The sequence below is a fragment of the Cryobacterium sp. SO2 genome, from assembly GCF_026151165.2.
Lineage (GTDB): Bacteria > Actinomycetota > Actinomycetes > Actinomycetales > Microbacteriaceae > Cryobacterium.
This window is the reverse complement of record NZ_CP117849.1, coordinates 1,670,971-1,690,227: the sequence shown is the minus strand read 5'-3', so window position 1 is coordinate 1,690,227 and position 19,257 is coordinate 1,670,971. Positions and strand designations below refer to the sequence as shown.

Sequence of the window (19,257 nt, the reverse complement as noted above, 5' to 3'; positions counted from 1 at the left end):
CGAATGAGACCCCGCCTGCGGGTTGTCTCATTTGGGCGACACACCCCCGAAACACCGGCGTCGCCGGGTGGCAATCGTGACTGGCTAACGTGGGCAGCCAGCAGAGCAGAAGGCGACGGTGAGGCATGAGCGCCACGGAGATGTCCGCCCTGGAGCGGGCGATCGGGAACCCCCAACCGGTGGCCGGGATCGAGTCCCGCTCCCCCGTCGACGGGCTCGACCGGCGCAGCGTCGGTTTTGTGGACGTGTTGTCCCAGTCGGTGTCCGCGGTGGCTCCGTCGGCCGCCGCGACCACGATGCCGTTGCTCGTGGCCACGGTCGCCGGCGGTGCCACGGTCTGGGCGCTGGGCGCGGCCATGCTCCTGGCCCTGCTCGTGGCCACCACGGTGAACCAGTTCACCCGCCGCATCGCCGCGACCGGATCGCTGTACACCTACGTGGCCCACGGCCTGGGCACCACGGCCTCCTTCGTCACCGGAACGGCGCTGCTGGTGGGCTACGGGTTCGTGGCCATGTTCGCGCTCGGCGGCGCCGGCTACTATCTGGCGATCCTGGCATCGCGTCTCTGGCCGGCACTCTCCGGGAGCCTGCTGGTGCCGGTGCTGCTGATCCTGGTGATGGCCGCCGCCTGCCTGTACCTGCTGGCCCGGGGCATCCGGGTGTCGACCAGGGCAACGCTGCTGGTGGAGTGCGTCTCGGTGGTCATCATCCTCGCGCTCGTCGTGACGCTGCTGGTGGTGCAGGGCCCCACCCTGGACTGGTCGGTGCTGGACATGTCTGCGGTGCGCCCCTCCGACTTCGCCGTGGGCGCCGCGCTCGCCCTCACGGCCTTCGTCGGGTTCGAGAGCTCGGCGACCCTCGGCGTCGAGGCCCGGCGGCCGTACGCCACGATCCCCCGCGCCGTGACCTGGACCGTGATCGGCTCCGGCGGCCTGTACCTGCTGGCCGCGTTCAGCCAGCTGGTCGGCTTCGCCTCGCTGGGCGGCAGCATCACGGCCAGCCCGTCGCCGGTCAACGACCTCGCCGCCGCGTACGGCATCGACGGGCTCGGCCTGCTGCTCGACGTGAGCATCGCCGCCTCCTTCCTGGCCTGCGCGATAGCGTCGATCACGGCGCTCGTGCGGGTGCTCTTCTCGATGGGCAGGGAGGGCCTGCTGCCCAGCGCGTTCGGCCGCAGCCACCGCCGCCTCCGCACCCCGTTCGTCGCCATCGTCGTGACGGTTCCGGTGCTCACGATCGGGTTGATCGGCACAATCCTCATCACCGGCAGCGTCTGGCAGGCGATGGAGATCTTCATCGTCGGTGCGGCCGGCGGTTACATCGCGGCCTACGTGCTGGCCTGTGTTGCGGCCCCGGTCTTCCTCTGGCGGATCGGCGAGCTGACCTTCTGGCCGCTGGTGCGGGCCGGAGTCGCCGCCGTGCTGCTGACCGCCGTGCTCGTGGTGTACCTCGCAGTCGAGAGCACCTCGACGCGGTTCGCCGGCGTGTGGGTGTTCCTCGCCGTTATGCTCGTCGGCACCGTGTTCGCCGCCGTGCGCCATCGCCGACGGCCCTGGCTGCGCGACGCCGTCGGCGTCTACGACGTGACGGTGACGGCGGATGTGCTCGGCGCCGCTCCCGCCGGCGACCGAGCGGCTCCGTGAGCGCCGAGGCCGGCGACCTGCGGGCCCGCCAGCCCAAGGCCATCCACAGCGCCCTGACCGTGCTCGAGGAGGTGGCCAAGTGCGGCGCCGGGGTGACAGCGCGGCAGGTGTCCGACAATCTCGGACTGCCCCGCGCCACCACCTACCGGCTGCTCAACCTGCTGGTGCAGGACGAATACCTGGTGCGGATGCCGGACCTGCGCGGTTTCGCGCTCGGCCGCAAGGTGGTGGAGCTGGCCCAGTTGGTGGCGCCCGCCCGGCCGCCGGAGGCTGTGCGGCTGCTCGTGACCGAGCTGCGGGAACGCATCCGCGGCGGGGTGCACCTCGTGCGCTACGACAGGGACGGGCTGCACGTGATCGACCCCGATCCTGACTTCCCGCCGACCGTCACCGCGGCGGGCAGCCGGCCGCTGCACGAATCGGCGATGGGACGCCTGCTGCTGGCCGAGCGGAGTTCCCCGGAGGTGACCGAGGTGCCGCAGCTGGGGTTCGCCCGCCAGTTCGATGCCGTGAGCCCCGGCTCCGGCTGCCTCGCGGTGCCGATCAGGGACCGGGACGGCACCCTCGTGGCCGCCCTGTGCCTGGCGGCGCCGCGGGCCCGGATCGAGCAGCCCGGCGAGCATCTGCTCCTGCTGCAGCAAGCCGCCCTCACCCTGGCCCCACTCCTCGCCTAGCGAATTCGGTCGGGCTCAGGCGTCGCAGGTGTCCAGCACCGCTGTCATGGCGGCACGGTCCTCCGGGGTGACACCGAGGTCGTAGGCCACGAAGACCGGCACCAGTTTGTCGATGTACCAGCACTGCAGGCCGGTGTCCTCCGGCAGGTCGTCCCAGGCCACGCGCTGGCCCAGGTCGTGCCGGTCGGAGACGTCCGGGTAGAAGCCGGGCAGCCAGTCGCTCGGCAGCGAGTCGGACTTCGACGAATTCTCGGTGCCCTTCACCGCCAGCAGGTTGACCGGGTCGTTGGCCAGGGCCTCGCGCTTCTCCGCCGGCCAGGCCTCGCCCCCGGTGGCGTACACGGCCTTCAGCGGCAGCAGATGGTCGATCTGCACGTCGGCCGAGGTCTCCTGGCCGCGCACGAAGTCGATGGTCTCGCCCGTGTACGGGTCGGTGAGGATGCCCGTGTACACCCGGCAGGTCGCCGGGTCGATGTCGGTGCCGGTGAGGTCGCGGGTGAGGATGTCGTTGCGGGTGTCGCAGCCGTTCTGGTCGAAATCAAAGCTCCAGGCCTCGCCGAACAACGACTCCCGGTTGCCTGAGTAGCTGCCGTCGTCGGTGTAGACCGCGTCCGGCAGCGCGGCCAGCAGCGCCAGGGCCTCTGCGCTGGTGAGCGTGGACGCCGGGACCGGAATCGGCGCTGTGCTGGTCTGCCCCGTTGCGGGGGCGGTGGGCGCGGCGGTGTCGGTAAAGGTGTCGGTGGAGAAATAGCCGACTCCGGCGATGACGGCTCCGACCACGATCAGGATCAGCAGACGGCGGTTTCTCACGTGCCATCTTCCCACGCGTGGTGGCAGGATCGGCGCAGGCGTGTGAGGCTTAACCGGTGCCCCAGATCGATGAATCCACCCGCGTTCGAGAGGCGATCTCCCTCGATCGCCCCTGGGTGACCGTGGTCTGGGACGACCCGGTGAACCTGATGTCCTACGTCGCCTACGTGTTCCGCAGCTACTTCGGCGTCACCGCGGCCGAGGCCGAGCGCCTCATGCTGCAGGTGCACAACAACGGCCGCGCCATCGTGGCCACGGGCGACCGCGAGTCGATGGAACGGCACGTCGAAGCCATGCACGGCTACGGGCTCTGGGCCACGCTGGACAAGGCCGAAGAGTGAGCGCCGAAGAGTGAGCGCCGACGAGTGATGGAATTCCGCCGCGAAGACACCGGCACGGTCTCGGCGATGTTCGAACCCATCGAGGTGGACCTGCTGCGCAACGTCACCTCGCAACTGCTGCAGCTGCTCGGCGCGGTCGACATCGACGACGACGCCATGCTCGCCCAGCCGGCGGTGCGCCGGCTGCTGCCGGACGCCTACCCGGACGACCCTGAGGCCGCGGCCGAGTTCCGCCGCTTCACGGCCGACGGGCTGCTCGAGCGCAAGCTCGCCAACGCCGCCACCGTGCTTGCCGCGCTCGGCGACGACGAGCAGAGCACCGGCCAGACGGATGCTTCGGTGCACGACCCGCTGCCGGTGCCGATAGTGCTCGACGAGCAGCAGGTGCAGTCCTGGCTGCGCACCCTCACCGACCTGCGGCTCGTGGTGGCCGACCGCCTGCAGATCGACCCGCACGGCACCCCGCACCTCGACGACGAGGAGTCGTATGTGGTGAACGACATCTACAACTGGCTGGGCATGGTGCAGGAGTCGCTCGTCTATGCCATCGACGCGTAGCCATCGACGCGTAGCGATCGACGCGTAGCTGAGCGGTCAGGCCGCCGGCTGTTCTCCGCTCGGCACCTCTTGCAGGGTCGCATAGGCCCGCGCCGGTCCCGCTTCGGCGACGAGGGACGCGCTCAGCGCCCGCAGCCGTTCACGCGGCTCTCCGCTCAACTCGAGCAGCGCGACCGCGGCCTGCCGCAGCGCATCCGCGGTCGCCGTGTTGGGGTCGAGGGACAGGCCGAAGCCGGACTCGTCGAGCGCGGCGGCACCGGCGAACTGGTCGGTCGAGAACGGCAGCACCAGGAGCGGCACCCCGGCCGTCATGGCCTCGGTGACGGAGTTGTTGCCGCCGTGGGTCACGGCCAGGGCCGCGTGCGCCAGGATCGCCACCTGGGGCAGGAAGGACCGCACCAGCCAGGAATCCGGGATCGGCCCGAGCTCGGCCGCGTCGGTGGATCCGACGGCGATCGCGACGCGCACGTCGAGACCGCGCAGCGCCTCCGCCACCCGGGCGAGAACGTCGCCGCGCACCGACAGGAAGCTGCCGAAGCTCACGTAGACGATCGGGCGGTCGTCGGCCTCGGCGAGCCACCGGCTCACGTCCGGGTCGTCGGCCTCGGTGCGCACGGCCGAACCGAGGAAAGCGTGCTCAGGCAACAGCGCGGTGCGGGCCGGGTCGTGCAGCTCGGCCGGGTAGTTGAGCAGCAGCACGTCGCCGGTTTCGGTGAACGCGTCGCCGCTGGGCGGAGCGGTCGGGTCCAGCTGTAACAGGGCGTCGTTCCACTGCAGGGTGAAGTCGTCGCGCACCCGTTCGCAGAGCAGGCGCAGCTGCACCAGCTCGAGCGGATCCGGCGTGAACGCGGCGGGCCACGCAGCCGGGTAGCCATAGACCTCATCGCCGACGGGCAGGGCGGTCGGATGCCCGAGAACGACGTCGGCGTGCTGCACCCCGGCGCTGATCAGGGCCAGGCGGGCGCTGAAGGCGAGATGGTCGACGATCACCTGGTCAGGCTGGACCTCGTCCACGATGCGCTGCACCTCGCGGGCAACAACAACGGGGTTCCAGAGCAGGTCGCTGCTGCGCGCCTCGGCCTGGAACCTGAGGGTTTCCACGAGGCCCACCCTGGTGGCGTCGAAGAAGCCGCGCAGCGCGTCGTCCTCTCCGGTGGGCTGGTCTTCGGCGCGGATGGTGCCGGGGTTCGACCCGCGGCCGAGCTGCAGGTTCACCCGTTCGAAGCCGAACTCCGCGACGATGCCGGCCGTGGCCGGTCCGCTGGCCACGACCACACGCTCGCCCCTCGCTCGCCAAGCGGTGCCGAGGGTGGCGAGCGGGAACAGGTGGGAGGCGTAGTCCGGACTGATGATCAGCAGGGTCATGAGGCGCTCAAAGCCCAGTCGAGGGCGTCCTGCGCCTCGGCGACCGACCTGTAGACACCGGCGAGGGTGTCCGCCATGGCCTGGATCGCGAAGGTGCCGGCGACCATGTCGGCGGCGCGCTGGGCGAACTCCTCGCCGAACGGGCCCGCGGCCAGGTCGAGGGCGTCGGAGATGCCGCCGGCGAGGGTGCGGGCATCCGCCGTGTTCACCAGGAACCCGGTGGTGCCGTCCTCGACATAGGTGGCCGGCCCGCCGGCGTCGGGGGCGACGACGGTGAGGCCGGTGGCCATGGCCTCGAGCAGGGCGATGCCGAATTCTTCCTTCATGCTCGCGCAGACGTACACGCCGTTCGGCCCGGCCAGGCCGGGCCGGCCGTGGCGGGCGGCGGCCAGCCAGCGGGCGACGGAGTCGTTGGCGCGGTGTCCGGCCAGCAGCAGGCCGTGCTCGGCGGCGGTCTGCAGCGGCACCGCGGTGCCGATCAGATCGAGCTGGCCGCGTTCGTCGACGGACGGGGAGACCAGGTCTCCCCCGATCACCAGCAGGTTGCAGCGTTCTCGCAGGGCGGCATCGTCGGCCCAGGCGTGCACGAGCGTGGCCATGCCCTTCACCCGGTGCAGGCGGCCCACCGTCACCGCGAGCGGCAGGTGGCGCCGCGAGGCCGGCAGAGTCTGCAGCAGGGCGTCGAGGTCGGCGAAGTCGGCGGGGTCCGCCCGCAGAGCGGCCTCGACGGAGCGTTCGATCACGGTGAGGTCGATGCCCTCAGCCACGACGGAGTGGCGTTCGGGGTGCGCGGTGATGTCGATTCCGACGAGGTCGCGCATGTCCCGTTCGAGTTCGGGGCGGGGGAAGAGCACTGTGTGCGCGGCGTCGGCGGCCATCCGCTGCACGAGCCGGGCCCGGAACCAGAAGTGCTCCACCTCGTCGACGGCACCGAAGTTGGCGCGGGTGAGCGACCCGGCGGCGTCCATGGCGTTGATGACGCTGTGCGGGTCGGGCGCGACGGTGAAGACCACGGGGATCTCGAGTTCGCGGGCCACCGACGACGCCGCGAGGGTGCCGACGTCGGCCATGCGCAGGTGCAGCACATCCACGGTGCCGGCCGCGCGCAGGATGCGACGGATGCCGCGCTGCACGGCCACTCGCCGCGGCCAGGATTCCGCGGACGAGATCGGGGCGCCCAGGAACGGTACCGTCGCGAAGGCGTGGCCGGAGAGGGTGGAACTGACCTCGGGGAGGCAGGCCAGCGCGTCGGCGGGGCCGCCGCGCGACAGGGTGAGCACCCGGTCGACGGCCGGCTCGAACCCGAGCGCATCGGCGTCGTCCGCCGCCACCAGGGCGTCGCCCAGGCGCACCAGCAGGGTGGCGATGCCGCCGTTGTCACCGGAGCCGACCTGGCTGAGTTCCCGGTCGATGTCGGCGTGCAGGAACAGCTGGGCCACGGTCTGGCCCTGGCTCCAGGGCGCGCGCGGGTAGGCGGGAACCGTGAGGTCGAGCAGGGCCAGTCTGGCCACGTCGGCCAGGTCGTCGTCGCCACGGGCCAGGGTCGTCACCAGTGCGATGGCGGCGTCGGTCGCCTGGCGGTCGCCCAGGGCGGCGACGGCGGCAGCGCGCGCGTCGAGGTGTTCGGCAAGGTCGGCCGCGATGCGTGTCAGCATCCGCTGCGGGATGCGACCGGCGATGAGGCCGATGGTCTCCACCAGGCGGGCGCGGGCGGGCGGGTCCACGACACCGAGCATCGCGCCCTCCGCGGCCAGCACCACGTGCTCCGGAGCCGACGCCGCCCACTGCTCGAGGGTGCGCTGGGCGATCATGCCGGAGAAGCCGCCGGCCACGACCATGCGCAGCAGTCCGGCGATGGCGTCGAATCGCGGCAGCCTGGTGCCGAAGGCCCAGGCGGCGTGCTCGCGGAGGAACGCCGAGTCGTGCTCGAGAAGCGCGACGAGCACATCGTCGGCGGATTCGTCGAACACCTGGGCCAGGGCGTGCACGGCCGCGATGGCGGTGAGCTGGTCGGTGGGGTCGAGCGCGGCCTGGGCGAGCAGGCGCACGGCGCGATTGCCGCCGTCCCGGCTGGCGGCGATGGTCAGGTCGTCCGCGCCGCGGATACCGGCCAGGATGCTGTCAGCCTGTCGGATCGAATCCAGCGTCGTATGCGTCCCCACGATGTCTCCCTCTCGGCGGATGCGTCCGCCACTCGTCAGTGCTACCGGTGCCACACAAGTACTACCGGTGCCACACGCACTACTACCGGTGCCACACGCACCGCGTGCTACACGCACTGCCAGTACTTCGGAGCGGTCCACGAAGTGGTTTGCCCCGGAGCGACATTCTGCCACGTCGCACGGGGCTGCCCCCGGCCGCACCCATTTGGTCAGGTCATTGGCAGGTTGGGCGAAGCTCGGCGCGGCTTCGGCTAGAAGACCAGCCCCGCGGACGCCGTCAGTCCGCCGTCGGCGGCAAGAGTGGTGCCGGTCACATAGGAAGCGGCCGGCGAGAGCAGGAAGGCGATCACCTGCGCGATCTCGGCCGGCTCGGCCAGCCGGCAGAGCGGGATGCGGCGGGAGAAGTCGCGTCCGAAGGTCTGGTCGGCCGGGTTCTCGTCGCCGGCATCTGCCCGCACCAGGCCGGCCGCCACGTTGTTCACCCTGATGCCCCTGGCCGCGTAGGTGAGGGCTGACGAACGCACCAGGTCGATCATCGCGATCTTCGACGCGTGATAGGCCCAGTTGCCCGGGTCCGCGAGCAGCCCGGCCACCGAGGCAGTGGCGACGATGCTGCGCTGGCCGTCGAGCGACAGCCCGTTGGCGGCGGCCTGGATGCCGAGCGCGATGCTGTTGAGGTTGCGGGCGAGCAGTCGTTCGCCTTCGGCGACCGTGCCCGACGCGCGCAGCGACCGCGACCCGCCGATGTCGGCGTGCAGTACCGCGGAATCAAGCCGGCCGAAGGTGTCGAGGGCCTGCGTCACGGCTAGGTTCGAGTCGGATTCGGTTCCCATGTCGCCCATCAGCACGAGATGCCGGTCGCCCAGGGGGGCGGTCTCCTGCACGTCGACGCCCGCGACGGCGTAGCCGTCGGCGAGGAGCCTGGAGACGACGGCCCGGCCGATGATCGAACCGGCTCCGGTGACGAGCGCCACCGGGGTCTGGGGGTCGTCCTCCGCAGAATCGATCGGCTCGGTGTTCAGCTGGGTGTCCACCAGTGTGGGCAGATCAGCCCGAGTCTCCACTTTGAGTGACATTTGTACCTCCAACGGGCCACGAGGTCATCCCACGCGTCCTACTGAAATGCTACGCTCGCCCGGCCGAGATTGGAAAAAGACGCCTCAATCGACCGGAGTCTCCCAGCAGCACCGTCAGTGGCTGAACCCCGGATGGTGGTCTTCCACCGGCATCGGCCCCTCCAGCCTGTCCAGGTAGACGGTCTCCTCCGCGATCGCGGTCAGCAGCCGTGAGGCAAGATCCATGCTCAGGCCGTTCCGCACCACGATGCGCTGCACGATGCGGTCGGAGAGGTTGTCCGGCATCGGGTACGCCGGCACGAGCCAGCCACGCGCGCGCAACCGGTCGGACAGGTGGAAGAGGTTCCAGTTCTCCGTGTGGCCCTCCGCGAGCCGCCAGGCGAACACCGGGATGTCGGAGCCGTCGCTGACGAGCTCGAACGCGCCGTGCTCGGCGATGCCCTGGGCCAGGAACCTGGCGACATCCTGCGAGGCCTGTTGCACGAGCCGGTAGCCCTCGAAGCCGAGCCTGAGGAACAGGTAATACTGCAACAGCACCTGGGCGCCCGGCCGGGAGAAGTTGAGGGCCAGCGTCGGCATGTCGCCGCCGAGGTAGCTCACGGTGAAGACCATGTCGTCAGGCAGCAGGTCCCGGCTGCGCCACACCACCCAACCCAGGCCGGGATACACCAGCCCGTACTTGTGCGCGGAGGTGTTGATCGAATGCACCCTGGGCAGCCTGAAGTCCCAGACCACCTCGGGCTGGAGGAACGGCGCGACCATGCCGCCGGAGGCCGCGTCGACGTGGATCGGCACGTCGAGTCCGGTGGCGGCCTGGATGGCGTCCAGCGCCGCGGAGATCGTCGCGACCGGTTCGTAGATGCCCGTGTAGGTCACTCCCATGATGGCCACGACGCCGATGGTGTTCTCGTCGACGTAGTCGGCCAGGTCGTGCCCGTCCAGGCAGGGATGCTCGTCGGTGACCGGGACCATCCGCGCCTCGACGTCCCAGTAGTTGCAGAACTTCTCCCAGCACACCTGCACGGCGCTGCTCATCACCAGGTTGGGCTTCTCGGTGGAGAGCCCCTTCGCGCGGCGGTCGTGCTGCCAGCGGCGTTTGAGCGCCAGCGCGCCGAGCATGCAGGCCTCGGACGACCCGATGGTGGAGGTGCCGATGGTGGCGCGCGGCTCCGGAGCATGCCACAGGTCGGCGACGATGTGCCAGCAGTAGTCCTCGATGGCGGCCGTCTGCGGATACTCGTCCTTGTCGATCATGTTCTTGTCGAAGGCCTCTGCGTACAGCCGGCGGGCGTGGTCGTCCATCCAGGTGCCCACGAAGGTGGCGAGGTTCAGCCGGGAGATGCCGTCGAGCTTGATCTCGTCGTGAATGATCTGATAGGCCGTCTCCGGCCCCAGCATTTTCTCGCCGAGCGTGTACCGCGGGGCGAGGGTGGCCTCCCCCGGGCGGGCGAAAAGCGGGTTGACTTCGAGGAATTCCGGGTTCGTCGACATGGAACACCAGAGTGCCCCCGCAACGCCCTGCGGTCTACCCCGCCGCGGCCGCGGGCTCGATCGGCGCGCTCTCCGCTGGCGCCTGTCGGACGAGTGACGTACACTCCGATTGTCGAACATTTGTTCGAGATTATTCGTTCGAAAGGCGGCCCATGCCCCAGATCATCGATACCGCGGTGCAGGTCGCACTCTCCGCCGACGGAGACCCGCTGGCGTTCGTCTGGGACCGTTTCGAACACACCATCATCGGCCAGCCGCAAGCCGTCTTCACCCGCACCCGCTGGTGGGAGAACGACGGCACCCCCACCCGCATCGACACCGAACTGTGGCGGGTGGATGCCTCCAGGGGCGACGACGAGCAGCACCGGTACGACCTGCGCCACGATGCCGACGGCACCTGGGTGCTCTCGCTCGATTGGGGGTGAGCGGGGCCCATGACCTTCCCGCACCTGCACGTCGCCAGCGCATACTCCACCCACTACGGCGTGACCCTGCCGGAGGCCCTCGCCGCCCAGGCGGCAGCCGACGGCGCGACCTTCCTGGCCGTCACCGACCGTGACGGCCTGTACGGGGCCGTGAAGCACGTTCGGGCCTGTGTGGCCGAGGGGCTTCAGCCCGGGCTCGGCGCCGACCTCGCCGTGCACGACGACGACCTGGTGCCGCTCGGCCGGGTGGTGGTGCTGGCGCACGGCGGTAACAGGGGGCGAGGTTATGCCGCCCTCTGCCGGGCCGTCTCCAGCGCTCACAAGACCGCCGCCCACGAGACCGCCGCCCAGGTACCCGGCCACCCGCCGAGCATCTCCCGCAGCCGCCTGGCGCAGCTCGCCGGACTGAACTCCCTGACCGTCCTGCTCGGCCCGGCCTCCGACGTCGGCATCGCCATCGAGCGCCGGGACACCCCGCAGGCCAGGGCGAACCTGACCGCCTGGCTGCGGCTGATGCCGCCGCAGTCGGTGGCGCTCGAGATCGTCTGCCACCTCGCCGAGCCCGGAACACCGGGCAGCGTCGCCCCGGCCACCCGCATGCTCGCGCTGGCCGAGCACGCCCGGTTGCCGGCCGTGCTCAGCAACGCCGTACGGTACGGGGCCCCCGGCGAAGCCGTCACGGCCGACCTCGCCGACGCCTCCAGGCACCTCACCCCGCTCGCCCAGCTCGAGCAGCTGACCCTGCAGGTGAACGGCCAGGCCTGGCTGAAGCCCGCGGCCGCCATGCGGCAGGTGGCGCGCATGGTCGTCGACGCCGGGCAGCACAGCGACGGCGCGCTGGCCCGCCTGCTGCGCGACACCGACGAGCTGGCCCAACGGTGCGCCCTCGACCCCGTCGCCGACATCGGGCTCGGCCGCCCGCGGATGCCGGAGGCGAGCGTGATCGGGGTCACCGGCGACCCGCTCACCGAGCTCTGGGGGCGCGCCCGCCACGGCATCGACGAGCGCTACTCCGCCCTGGGCCGGCCGGCGCTGGTGGCCGCGCACGACCGGCTCGGCCATGAGATGGCGACGGTCGAGAAGCTCGGCTTCGCCTCCTACTTCCTCACCGTCGCCACCGTGGCCGACATCGTGCGCGGGATGGGCATCCGCATCCAGGCGCGCGGCTCCGGTGTCGGCTCCGTGCTCAACTACGCCCTGCACACCTCGTCGGTGGAACCGATCTCCAATGGCCTGCTCTGGGAGAGGTTCCTCTCCCCCGAACGGCAGACCCTGCCCGATATCGACCTGGACGTCGAATCCGCCCGGCGGCATGACATCTACCGCGCGGTCTTCACGGCCTTCGGCGGCGACAGGGTCTCGCTCATGTCGATGACCAACGCCTACCGGGGCCGAGGGGCCGTGCGGGACGCCGGCCTTGCCCTGGGGCTGCCGGAGACCCAGGTGGCCACGATCGCCAAGCAGATGTGGCGCTTCAACGCGAGGGACTTCCGTGCCGCCCTCGACGAGAAGCCCGAGCTGGCCGAGCTCGCCGCCGAGGTGCGCCAGTCCGCCCGGCTCGAGCTGCTCGTCGACCTCACTGCGCGCCTGGACCGGCTGCCCCGGCACATCTCGGTGCACCCCTGCGGCGTCATCCTCTCCGATGCCTCCCTGCTGGACCGCACACCCGTGCAGGCCTCGGGGATGGGCCTGCCGATGTCGCAGTTCGACAAGCACGACATGGACCCGATGGGCCTGATCAAGCTCGACATCCTCGGCGTGCGGATGCAGTCGGCCATGGCACACGCCCTCGAGGAGCACCACCGGCTCACCGGCGAGCACATCGACCTCGACAGGGTCCCGCTCGACGACGAGGAGACGTTCGAGCTGATCAGGTCCACCCGCACCCTGGGGATCTTCCAACTCGAATCCCCCGGCCAGATGGAACTGGTGGGCAAGCTGCAGCCCGAGGTGTTCAACGACCTCACCGTGGAGATCTCGCTGTTTCGGCCGGGGCCGATGCAGAACGACATGCCGCTCACCTACCTGCGCGCCCGGCACGGCGAGGCCGCGCCCGACTACATCCACCCCCGGTTCGAGTCGATCCTGCGCGAGACGAAGGGCGTGGTCATCTTCCACGAGCAGGTGATGCGCCTGTTCGACGAGCTCACCGGCTGCGGCCTCGGCCACGCCGACGTGCTGCGCCGGCACCTGGGCCGGCCGGAACAGCTTCCCGTCATCGAGGCGTACGTGCGGGAGAACGCCCTGGCCCGCGGGTTCGACACCGGCACGATCGACCGGATCTGGACCGTGCTGGCCGGCTTCGGCAGCTTCGGCTTCGCCAAGGCCCACGGTGCGGCGTTCGCGCTGCCCACCTACCAGTCCGCCTGGCTGAAGACCCACCATCCGGCCGCGTTCCTGGCCGGGCTGCTCACCCACGATCCCGGCATGTGGCCCAAGGACCTGCTCGTGGCCGAGGCCAGGGTGCTCGGTGTGCCGGTGCTGGGCCTCGACGTGCAACGCAGCGCCCTGGACTACAGGGTCGAAGCCGTCGGCGAGAGCGGCCAGGGCATCCGGATGCCGTTGCCGGAGCTGACCGGCTCCAGCGACGCCGAGCGGGCCCGGATCGTGCGGCACCAGCCGTTCAGCTCGCTGCAGGATTTCCGCGACCGGGTGCATCCGCGCCGGCGCACCTTCGAGGCGCTGGCCAGGGTGGGGGCGCTGGACAGTTTCATCGGGTACGACCGCGCGCGCCGGCACGAGCTCCTCGCGCACATCCAGTCGCTGCGCGGCACCGCTGTCACGATCGCCGACGACCAGCTGGCCTTCGAGGTCCCGCTTCCGGTGCTCGATCACTCCGGCGCGCGCTTCTCCGCGGTCACCTCGCTGCAGTTGCGTGGCCGCACGCAGTCCGACCTCGAGCTTCTCGACACCGGCCTGGCCGTGTCCGGCCATCGGATGCGCAAGTTCTACCCGCTCTTCGCCGAACTCGGGGTCACCCCGGCGTCGGCATTGGCCACCCTGCCCGGCGGCACCGAGGTGCTGCTGGCGGGCGTGCGCCGCGCCACGAACACCCCGCCGATGCGGGGCGGGCGCCGGGTGGTGTTCGTCAGCCTCGACGACGGCACCGGGCCGGTGGCCAACGTGGTGTTCTTCCACGACGCGCAGGAGCGGATCGGCGGCGGGGTCTTCCAGACCGACCTGATGCTCGTGCGCGGCCGCACCCGGCGCTCGGGGGCCCGCGGGGTGTCGGTCACCGGCGAGGGCCTCTGGGACCTGGTGACGGTGGCCAAGGAGCGCGCCAAGGAGAAGGCCGCACTGGTCAAGGCGGCCAAGGCGGCCGGCGTGCCGGCGGCGGAACCGCAGGGGCTCCGCCCGGCCGGCACCGGCACCGCGACGTTCGATCTCTGGTCGACCAGGAGCGCCTAATTCGACCAGGAGCGCCTAGTCCCCGCCGCCCTTCGCCGGGCCCTGCGCGGGCGTCCCCGCCATCGCGACCCCGCCGTACTTCTGGTTCGCCACCGACATCACGTCGGGCCACATCCTGTGCCTGGCCGTGGCGGCGGGCCCGCTGTCGAACTTCAGTGCCCGCTGATTGGCGTCTCCGGTCACGCTCACGACGCCCACAACGGTGGCGACCTCGCTGCTCGCCCCGCTCATCCAGGTGTCCTTGGCGCCGTCGGTCGTTCCGGTCTTGCCGATCATCGGCACCCGGGGCTTGGTGGCGTTGTACGACTGCGTCGCGGTGCCCTTGCTGAGCACCTGGCTGAGGGCCGACACCATCTGTTGCGCGGCCTGCGGCCGCACGGACTCCGAACACCGCGACTGCGGAATCGGCACCTCGGCACCGGTGGAGTCGACCATCCGGTCAATCACGACCGGACTGCAGGTGACACCGTTGTTGGCGATGCCGGCGAACGCGATGGCCATGCTCAACGGGGCCACCTCGTTGGTGCCGATCACCGAAGCCGCACTCTCACTCAGGGGTTCGCCGTCGGCCCTGTGCATACCGAAGGCCTCTGCCATCTTGCGGATCCCGCACAGGTCCAGCCGCTTGGCCATGCCGATGAAGCCGGTGTTGATCGACCCGATGGTGGACTCAAGCGCGCTGTAGTTACCGCCGGACTCGTTCGAGTCGTTCTTGGGGCTCCACCCCTCCGAGTCGTAGTTCTGCGGGCCGAGGCAGCTGTCCTGGAAAGTGCCCCATCGGGACTTCGGCGCGGAGTCGACCCGCTCGCCCAGGGAGTGGCCGGTGTTCAGCCATTCGGCGAGGGTGAAGATCTTGTAGGTCGAGCCGGGCTGGAAGCCGCGGGAGCCGCCGTCGGCGAAGTCGGTGTTGTAGTTCACGCTGGTCCAGTTGTTCCCGGTGGCCTGCACCTCCGGATCCTGGCTGTAGTCCTTGTTCTGCGCCATCGCCAGCACCCGGCCGCTGCCCACCTCCACACTCGACACCACGGCTCCGACGTCCCAACCCGCTCGACTCTTGGGCACGTTCTTGTCCAGGGTGGTCACGGCGGCGTGCTGCAGGTCGAGGTCCAGCGTGGTGTACACGCTGTAGCCGCCGGTGCGCAGGTTCTTCAGCCTGGTGTCCTCGTCCGGCCCGAAGATCGGGTCGTTGCTGAGAACGTGCACGACGTAATCGCAGAAGAACGCGTCGGCCAGCGCGGTCTGGCATCCGGTGCTGGGCTCGTGGATCGACGGCTCGATCGGCGTCGCAACGGCCTCGTCGTGTTCCGCCCTGGTGATCTTCTTGTACGTGAGCATCTCGCCGAGGATGTAGTCGCGGCGCTCCTTGTTGTCGCGGTAGCCGTTCGCCGCGCCGTTGGTCTCGCTCTCCGGCCGGTCGAGGCGGAACTTGTCCGGATTGTTCACGATGGCCGTGAGGCTGGCCGCCTGCGCCACGGTGAGGTCGGCCGCCGACGTGCCGTAGTAGTAGTCGGCCGCGGCCTCGATCCCGTAGACCCGGCCGCCGAAACCGGTGATGTTGAGGTACTGGCGCAGGATGTCGTTCTTGGAGTATTTCTTCTCCACCCCGATCGCCAGCCGCATCTCCTTGAGCTTGCGGGTCACCGAGGTCTGGGTGGCATCGTCGTAGCAACCCGCGATCTCGGCATCGGTGGGCAGGGACTCGCACTTCTGCACCAACACGTTCTTCACGTATTGCTGCGTGATCGACGATCCGCCCTGCACGCTGCCCTTCAGCGCCGTTGTCAGCGCTCCGCGCATGGTGCCCTGGATGTCGATGCCGCCGTGTTCGTAGAAGCGTGGGTCTTCGCCGGCGACCGCGGCATCCTTGACGTTCTGGCCGATCTCGTCCCAGCCCACCTCAACCCGATTCTGCTGGTACAGCGTCGCCAGGAGCACCGGTGTGCCGTCTGAGCGGGTGGCGTAGATGTTGCTGCGCTGGGCGAGCGGTTCGATGGCCAGGTAGTCGGGCAGGTTCGCGAACACCCCGATGGTGTTCGTGGCGGTGACGCTGGTGAGCGCCAGCACCGGGGTCAGGCTCACCGTCACCAGCAGCCCGGCTATGGCGCTGGTCGCGATCAGGCCGAGCAGGCCGCCGAGCACACCCCCGACCGAGCGCGATGGTGTGACTCCGGTTCCGTTCATGCCGTTCGTGCCGTTGCTCGCCATCGTCACACTCAAATCCCGCGGTGGACAGTGCCGCTAGGGGCTTGCCGAAGCCTCTGAACGGGGGCAACATGCCCGCCTCCCGGCCGGCCAGAGTGCCGGCTTGTTAGAGTGACGTGTCACGTTCTCAGGAGGAAAGATGGCCGGTCCGGTTATGCCCAATGTGCCCACCAGGCGCAACGTCAAGGTGCTCACCGATGCGATCGCGTCCCTGGAGTCGGGCACCGACGTCAGCGCGATGTTCCTGACCAAGCGGTACGGAGCCTTCACGATCGAGGGCGCCGCCTTCATCTCCGCCTCCGTGAAGACCCTCACGGTGGGCGGACGCTCGATCGAACAGAATCTCAAGCCGCACAAGTCGCTGCAGGCGCTGCAGGTGGATATGGCGCCCAGCGAATCCGCCGCTCCCGCGCACGGCGTCGCGCCGCTCGTGCAGCACGGCGACCTGGTCTCCGCCCGGTTCGTCGACCCGGCCTACGGGCCGTTCACCGTCACCGGCGTGAGTGTCGCGTCCACGGTCAGCGATGTGGTGCTCGTCGGCGGCTGGTTCGTGAGCCAGGGTGGAACCACGGCTCCCCGTGTTGTGAGCATCGAGGTGCTCGCCGAGAACGGCACCCACGAGTACCCGTTGCCGCCGCGGATCGCCAGCTGGGGAGACGACGCAGAGGGCGCGACCGAGTACTGACCCGGCCGCTCAACCTCATGGTCGGCTACCTGGTCGTGAGCGTGAGCTTCGGTGCCGCCGGCGGGGCGGTCGCAGCAACCTGAACCCCCACGCGCACGGTCTGCCCGGCCGCAACGGGACCAGCCCAGCCCGCGCCGGTGCAGGTCACCGAAGTCTTGGCCTTGACGGTGCAGGTCATCCCCCAGGAGTTCACGATGCTGGTGGCCTTGGTGTCCGGCCAGGTGACGGTCCAGCCGGCGACCCCGGTGGTGCCGGTGACAACAATCTCGGCGACATAGCCGTCGCCCCAGGAATTCTGCAGCAGCCAGGTGGCCGTGACGCCGGTACCGACAACGGGCTTCGGCGTGGAGGTGGCGGTGGGCGTTGGCGTGGCCGTCGGCTTGGGCGTGGCGGTCGGCTTGGGCGTCGCGGTGGCCGTCGGCTTGGGCGTGGCTGTCGGCGTCGGCGTCGGCGTCGGCGTCGGCGTCACGGTGACGGGCGGCACGGTTCCGGCCAGGAGCGGTCTGATCGCGGCGAGCTTCGCCGCCTGCGGGGTCACCCAGTCGTCGGCGACGATGCCGCCGGTGTCGCCGCTGTTGGGGTTGAACGACCAGTACGCGAAGCTCGTCTTATTGGCGCCGAGGTAGCCGACGAGTGTGGACATCCACTGTTTGTCCGAGGTCGTCTCCAGCTTGCTGCCGAACTCCCCCACCAGCACCGGCGCGATGCCGCGTTTACTGATGTAGCCCCAGTTCGCGTCCCACACCGCTGTGAGGTTGGCCGGGTAGTTCGCCGCGCTGAACCACTTCTGCGCGTAGACCGACGCCGGGTAGTCGTGCGGTGAGTACACCACGCGGTTGGGCACACTGAGGGTGACGGGCTTGGCCGCGACGCCGCTGAGTCCGCCGCCCCACCAGGTGGACGTGCCGTTCGACTGGTTCTCGATTCCCTCCACCAGGATCAGGAGCTTCGGGTTGACCGACAGTACGGCGTTGCCGCCGCGGGTGGCTGCGGCCTGCCAGTCGGTGGCGGCGTTGCCGCAGCCCCAGCACGCCGAGCCGTGCGGCTCGTTGTGCAGATCGACGCCGATCACGGTCGGGTCGTTCTTGTACCGGGTGGCCAGCGCCTTCCAGTCGGCGATCCAGCGCGCTTCGCTGTACTGCGCCGTGTACCAGAGTTCTGACTGGGCGGCGGAGTCGGGACGATGGCGGTCGAGGATCACGTTGAGCCCGGCCGCGGCGGCCTTCTGGATGATGACGTCGAGCAGCTGTTGCGGGGTCTTGTTGGCGAGGCCGGGGTTGACCGAGTAGTTGATCGAGGTCGTCGCCCCTGCGGCCAGGCACTCGTTGGAGAACGGCACCCTCAGGGTGGTGAACCCCATCGACCGGATCTGAGCCAGTCCGGCTTCGAGCGAGATGGTCCAGAGACCGTGCGGGGCACAGTTCGACGTCTCCATGCCGAACCAGGACACTCCCTTGATCACATAGGGGGTGCCGGAGGCCGTGACGATGCTGCCGCCGGAGGTGTGCAGCCAGCCGGATGCCACCGGAGCCGTCGCCGCCGCCGCCGGAGCCGCTCCCGCGCCACCGAGCAGTACTGCCGCCAGCGCCAGCGCCAGGAATCCGCGCCGTGCGCGTGACGCGAAGTGCGCGCTCATCTGTCCCCCAGGAGATCTCCTCGCCACGAACTGGCGACCTTGCTCAGATTAGGGGCTGTGCGACCCACTCGCCTGCTCCTCGTTCGATTCTTAACCTGATGGAAACTCTGCACGTGCCGGAAACGACGAACGACCCGGCAGCCAGGCTGCCGGGTCGTTCGTGGTGCAGGTGCGGGTCGGTTACGCGACGACTCCGGTGGCTGCGGTCTTCTTGGGCCACGCCGGAGCGAGGGTCAGGATCGCGAAGCCGAAGAGGCCGGACAGCAGGCCCATGCCCATGGCGAAGGCCGAGACGCCGAACGACACGACGGAGGTGAAGAGCGAGGTGCGCAGGAAGGAGGCGTTCATGACGGTCGCGCGCAGCGGGTCATCCTGCTCGAGCTCGGCGTAGGTCTTGTTCTCGGCCATGGTGAGGGCGTGGTGGTTGATGATGGTCGCCTGCGCGTACGCGGAGAACGGACCGACAACGGGGGCGCCGGCGAGGAATTCAGCGTCCTCGGAGACGGTGATCTTCTCGGCAGCGAGCTGCGAGCTGACGATGCCCCAGACGACTCCGCCGCCCACGATCATGACGACGGCGCCGAGAACTCCGGCCCAACCGACCAGCTTGACGAGCTTGATTTTGGTGGCGCTCAGGGTAGCGGCCGGGACGGTTGCTGTTGACACGATGATGTTGCCTTTCGTTGTGATTCTGAAGATAATCACAGTCTGGCAGCATCCGGTTTTCCCAGTCAGGGTACAAAGTCCCTGGCTTCAAATTCGTAACACTTAAAGTGCTGAT

15 protein-coding genes are annotated in these 19,257 nt (G+C 69.8%); 7 read left to right on the top strand and 8 right to left on the bottom strand.

The genetic code is table 11. The annotated features are described in order from the left end of the window. The first annotated feature begins 125 nt into the window (after window positions 1–125). Window positions 126–1,643 (top strand): APC family permease, encoded by a 1,518-nt coding sequence (locus BJQ94_RS07730; protein WP_265397647.1) that lies wholly within the window; start codon window positions 126–128, stop codon window positions 1,641–1,643. Beyond that, window positions 1,640–2,317, top strand: coding sequence for a helix-turn-helix domain-containing protein (locus tag BJQ94_RS07725; protein WP_265397648.1), 678 nt, complete (start codon window positions 1,640–1,642; stop codon window positions 2,315–2,317). Before BJQ94_RS07730 ends, BJQ94_RS07725 begins: the two co-directional genes overlap by 4 nt. Before the next feature lie 15 nt (window positions 2,318–2,332). On the opposite strand, the gene BJQ94_RS07720 is transcribed toward BJQ94_RS07725, so the two are convergent. Further along, the gene (locus tag BJQ94_RS07720; RefSeq protein ID WP_265397649.1) at window positions 2,333–3,127 is read right to left on the bottom strand and encodes an HNH endonuclease family protein; all 795 of its coding nucleotides are present in this window, start codon (window positions 3,125–3,127) and stop codon (window positions 2,333–2,335) included. Between the two features lie 56 nt (window positions 3,128–3,183). Here BJQ94_RS07720 and clpS point away from each other — a divergent pair, with 56 nt between their 5' ends. Then, entirely contained in the window at window positions 3,184–3,468 is a 285-nt protein-coding gene (clpS, locus tag BJQ94_RS07715) for an ATP-dependent Clp protease adapter ClpS (RefSeq protein ID WP_265397650.1), read from the top strand. Between the two features lie 27 nt (window positions 3,469–3,495). Then, on the top strand, window positions 3,496–4,026 hold the full coding sequence (locus BJQ94_RS07710) for a DUF2017 domain-containing protein (protein ID WP_265397669.1): 531 nt from the start codon (window positions 3,496–3,498) through the stop codon (window positions 4,024–4,026). Between the two features lie 36 nt (window positions 4,027–4,062). On the opposite strand, the gene BJQ94_RS07705 is transcribed toward BJQ94_RS07710, so the two are convergent. The 4 genes from BJQ94_RS07705 to BJQ94_RS07690 all read right to left on the bottom strand — a co-directional run bounded on the left by BJQ94_RS07705 (window position 4,063) and on the right by BJQ94_RS07690 (window position 10,120). Further along, entirely contained in the window at window positions 4,063–5,391 is a 1,329-nt protein-coding gene (locus BJQ94_RS07705) for a glycosyltransferase (RefSeq protein WP_265397651.1), read from the bottom strand. Beyond that, window positions 5,388–7,553, bottom strand: a complete 2,166-nt coding sequence (locus tag BJQ94_RS07700; protein ID WP_265397652.1) for a glycosyltransferase — start codon at window positions 7,551–7,553, stop codon at window positions 5,388–5,390. Before BJQ94_RS07700 ends, BJQ94_RS07705 begins: the two co-directional genes overlap by 4 nt. A gap of 251 nt (window positions 7,554–7,804) precedes the next feature. Further along, the gene (locus BJQ94_RS07695; RefSeq protein ID WP_265397653.1) at window positions 7,805–8,629 is read right to left on the bottom strand and encodes an SDR family oxidoreductase; all 825 of its coding nucleotides are present in this window, start codon (window positions 8,627–8,629) and stop codon (window positions 7,805–7,807) included. Between the two features lie 114 nt (window positions 8,630–8,743). Then, window positions 8,744–10,120, bottom strand: a complete 1,377-nt coding sequence (locus BJQ94_RS07690) for a glutamate decarboxylase (RefSeq protein ID WP_265397654.1) — start codon at window positions 10,118–10,120, stop codon at window positions 8,744–8,746. Window positions 10,121–10,272: 152 nt separating this feature from the next. On the opposite strand from BJQ94_RS07690, the gene BJQ94_RS07685 reads away from it, so the two are divergent. Both BJQ94_RS07685 and dnaE read left to right on the top strand, forming a co-directional pair. Further along, window positions 10,273–10,545: a hypothetical protein gene (locus BJQ94_RS07685; protein ID WP_265397655.1), complete on the top strand. Its 273-nt coding sequence runs from the start codon at window positions 10,273–10,275 to the stop codon at window positions 10,543–10,545. Window positions 10,546–10,554: 9 nt separating this feature from the next. Next, window positions 10,555–13,953 (top strand): DNA polymerase III subunit alpha, encoded by a 3,399-nt coding sequence (gene dnaE / locus BJQ94_RS07680; RefSeq protein ID WP_265397656.1) that lies wholly within the window; start codon window positions 10,555–10,557, stop codon window positions 13,951–13,953. Window positions 13,954–13,968: 15 nt separating this feature from the next. Here dnaE and BJQ94_RS07675 read toward each other — a convergent pair whose 3' ends face one another. Beyond that, window positions 13,969–16,158: a transglycosylase domain-containing protein gene (locus BJQ94_RS07675; RefSeq protein ID WP_265397657.1), complete on the bottom strand. Its 2,190-nt coding sequence runs from the start codon at window positions 16,156–16,158 to the stop codon at window positions 13,969–13,971. 136 nt (window positions 16,159–16,294) lie between these two features. Here BJQ94_RS07675 and BJQ94_RS07670 point away from each other — a divergent pair, with 136 nt between their 5' ends. Then, window positions 16,295–16,840 carry a hypothetical protein gene (locus BJQ94_RS07670; protein ID WP_265397658.1) on the top strand — a complete coding sequence of 182 codons (546 nt, stop codon included), beginning with the start codon at window positions 16,295–16,297 and terminating at the stop codon, window positions 16,838–16,840. Between the two features lie 25 nt (window positions 16,841–16,865). Here BJQ94_RS07670 and BJQ94_RS07665 read toward each other — a convergent pair whose 3' ends face one another. After that, window positions 16,866–18,476, bottom strand: a complete 1,611-nt coding sequence (locus BJQ94_RS07665) for a cellulase family glycosylhydrolase (RefSeq protein ID WP_265397659.1) — start codon at window positions 18,474–18,476, stop codon at window positions 16,866–16,868. Between the two features lie 180 nt (window positions 18,477–18,656). Next, window positions 18,657–19,142: an aromatic ring-opening dioxygenase LigA gene (locus BJQ94_RS07660; RefSeq protein WP_265397660.1), complete on the bottom strand. Its 486-nt coding sequence runs from the start codon at window positions 19,140–19,142 to the stop codon at window positions 18,657–18,659. Window positions 19,143–19,257: the final 115 nt, after the last annotated feature.

Excerpts from the sequence above, each read along its gene's own strand:
- BJQ94_RS07730 (WP_265397647.1), top strand. The coding sequence starts at position 126 with ATGAGCGCCACGGAGATGTCCGCCCTGGAGCGGGCGATCGGGAACCCC.
- BJQ94_RS07710 (WP_265397669.1), top strand. The coding sequence starts at position 3,496 with ATGGAATTCCGCCGCGAAGACACCGGCACGGTCTCGGCGATGTTCGAA.
- BJQ94_RS07705 (WP_265397651.1), bottom strand. The coding sequence starts at position 5,391 with ATGACCCTGCTGATCATCAGTCCGGACTACGCCTCCCACCTGTTCCCG.
- BJQ94_RS07695 (WP_265397653.1), bottom strand. The coding sequence starts at position 8,629 with ATGTCACTCAAAGTGGAGACTCGGGCTGATCTGCCCACACTGGTGGAC.
- BJQ94_RS07690 (WP_265397654.1), bottom strand. The coding sequence starts at position 10,120 with ATGTCGACGAACCCGGAATTCCTCGAAGTCAACCCGCTTTTCGCCCGC.
- BJQ94_RS07685 (WP_265397655.1), top strand. The coding sequence starts at position 10,273 with ATGCCCCAGATCATCGATACCGCGGTGCAGGTCGCACTCTCCGCCGAC.
- dnaE (WP_265397656.1), top strand. The coding sequence starts at position 10,555 with ATGACCTTCCCGCACCTGCACGTCGCCAGCGCATACTCCACCCACTAC.
- BJQ94_RS07675 (WP_265397657.1), bottom strand. The coding sequence starts at position 16,158 with ATGGCGAGCAACGGCACGAACGGCATGAACGGAACCGGAGTCACACCA.
- BJQ94_RS07670 (WP_265397658.1), top strand. The coding sequence starts at position 16,295 with ATGGCCGGTCCGGTTATGCCCAATGTGCCCACCAGGCGCAACGTCAAG.
- BJQ94_RS07665 (WP_265397659.1), bottom strand. The coding sequence starts at position 18,476 with ATGAGCGCGCACTTCGCGTCACGCGCACGGCGCGGATTCCTGGCGCTG.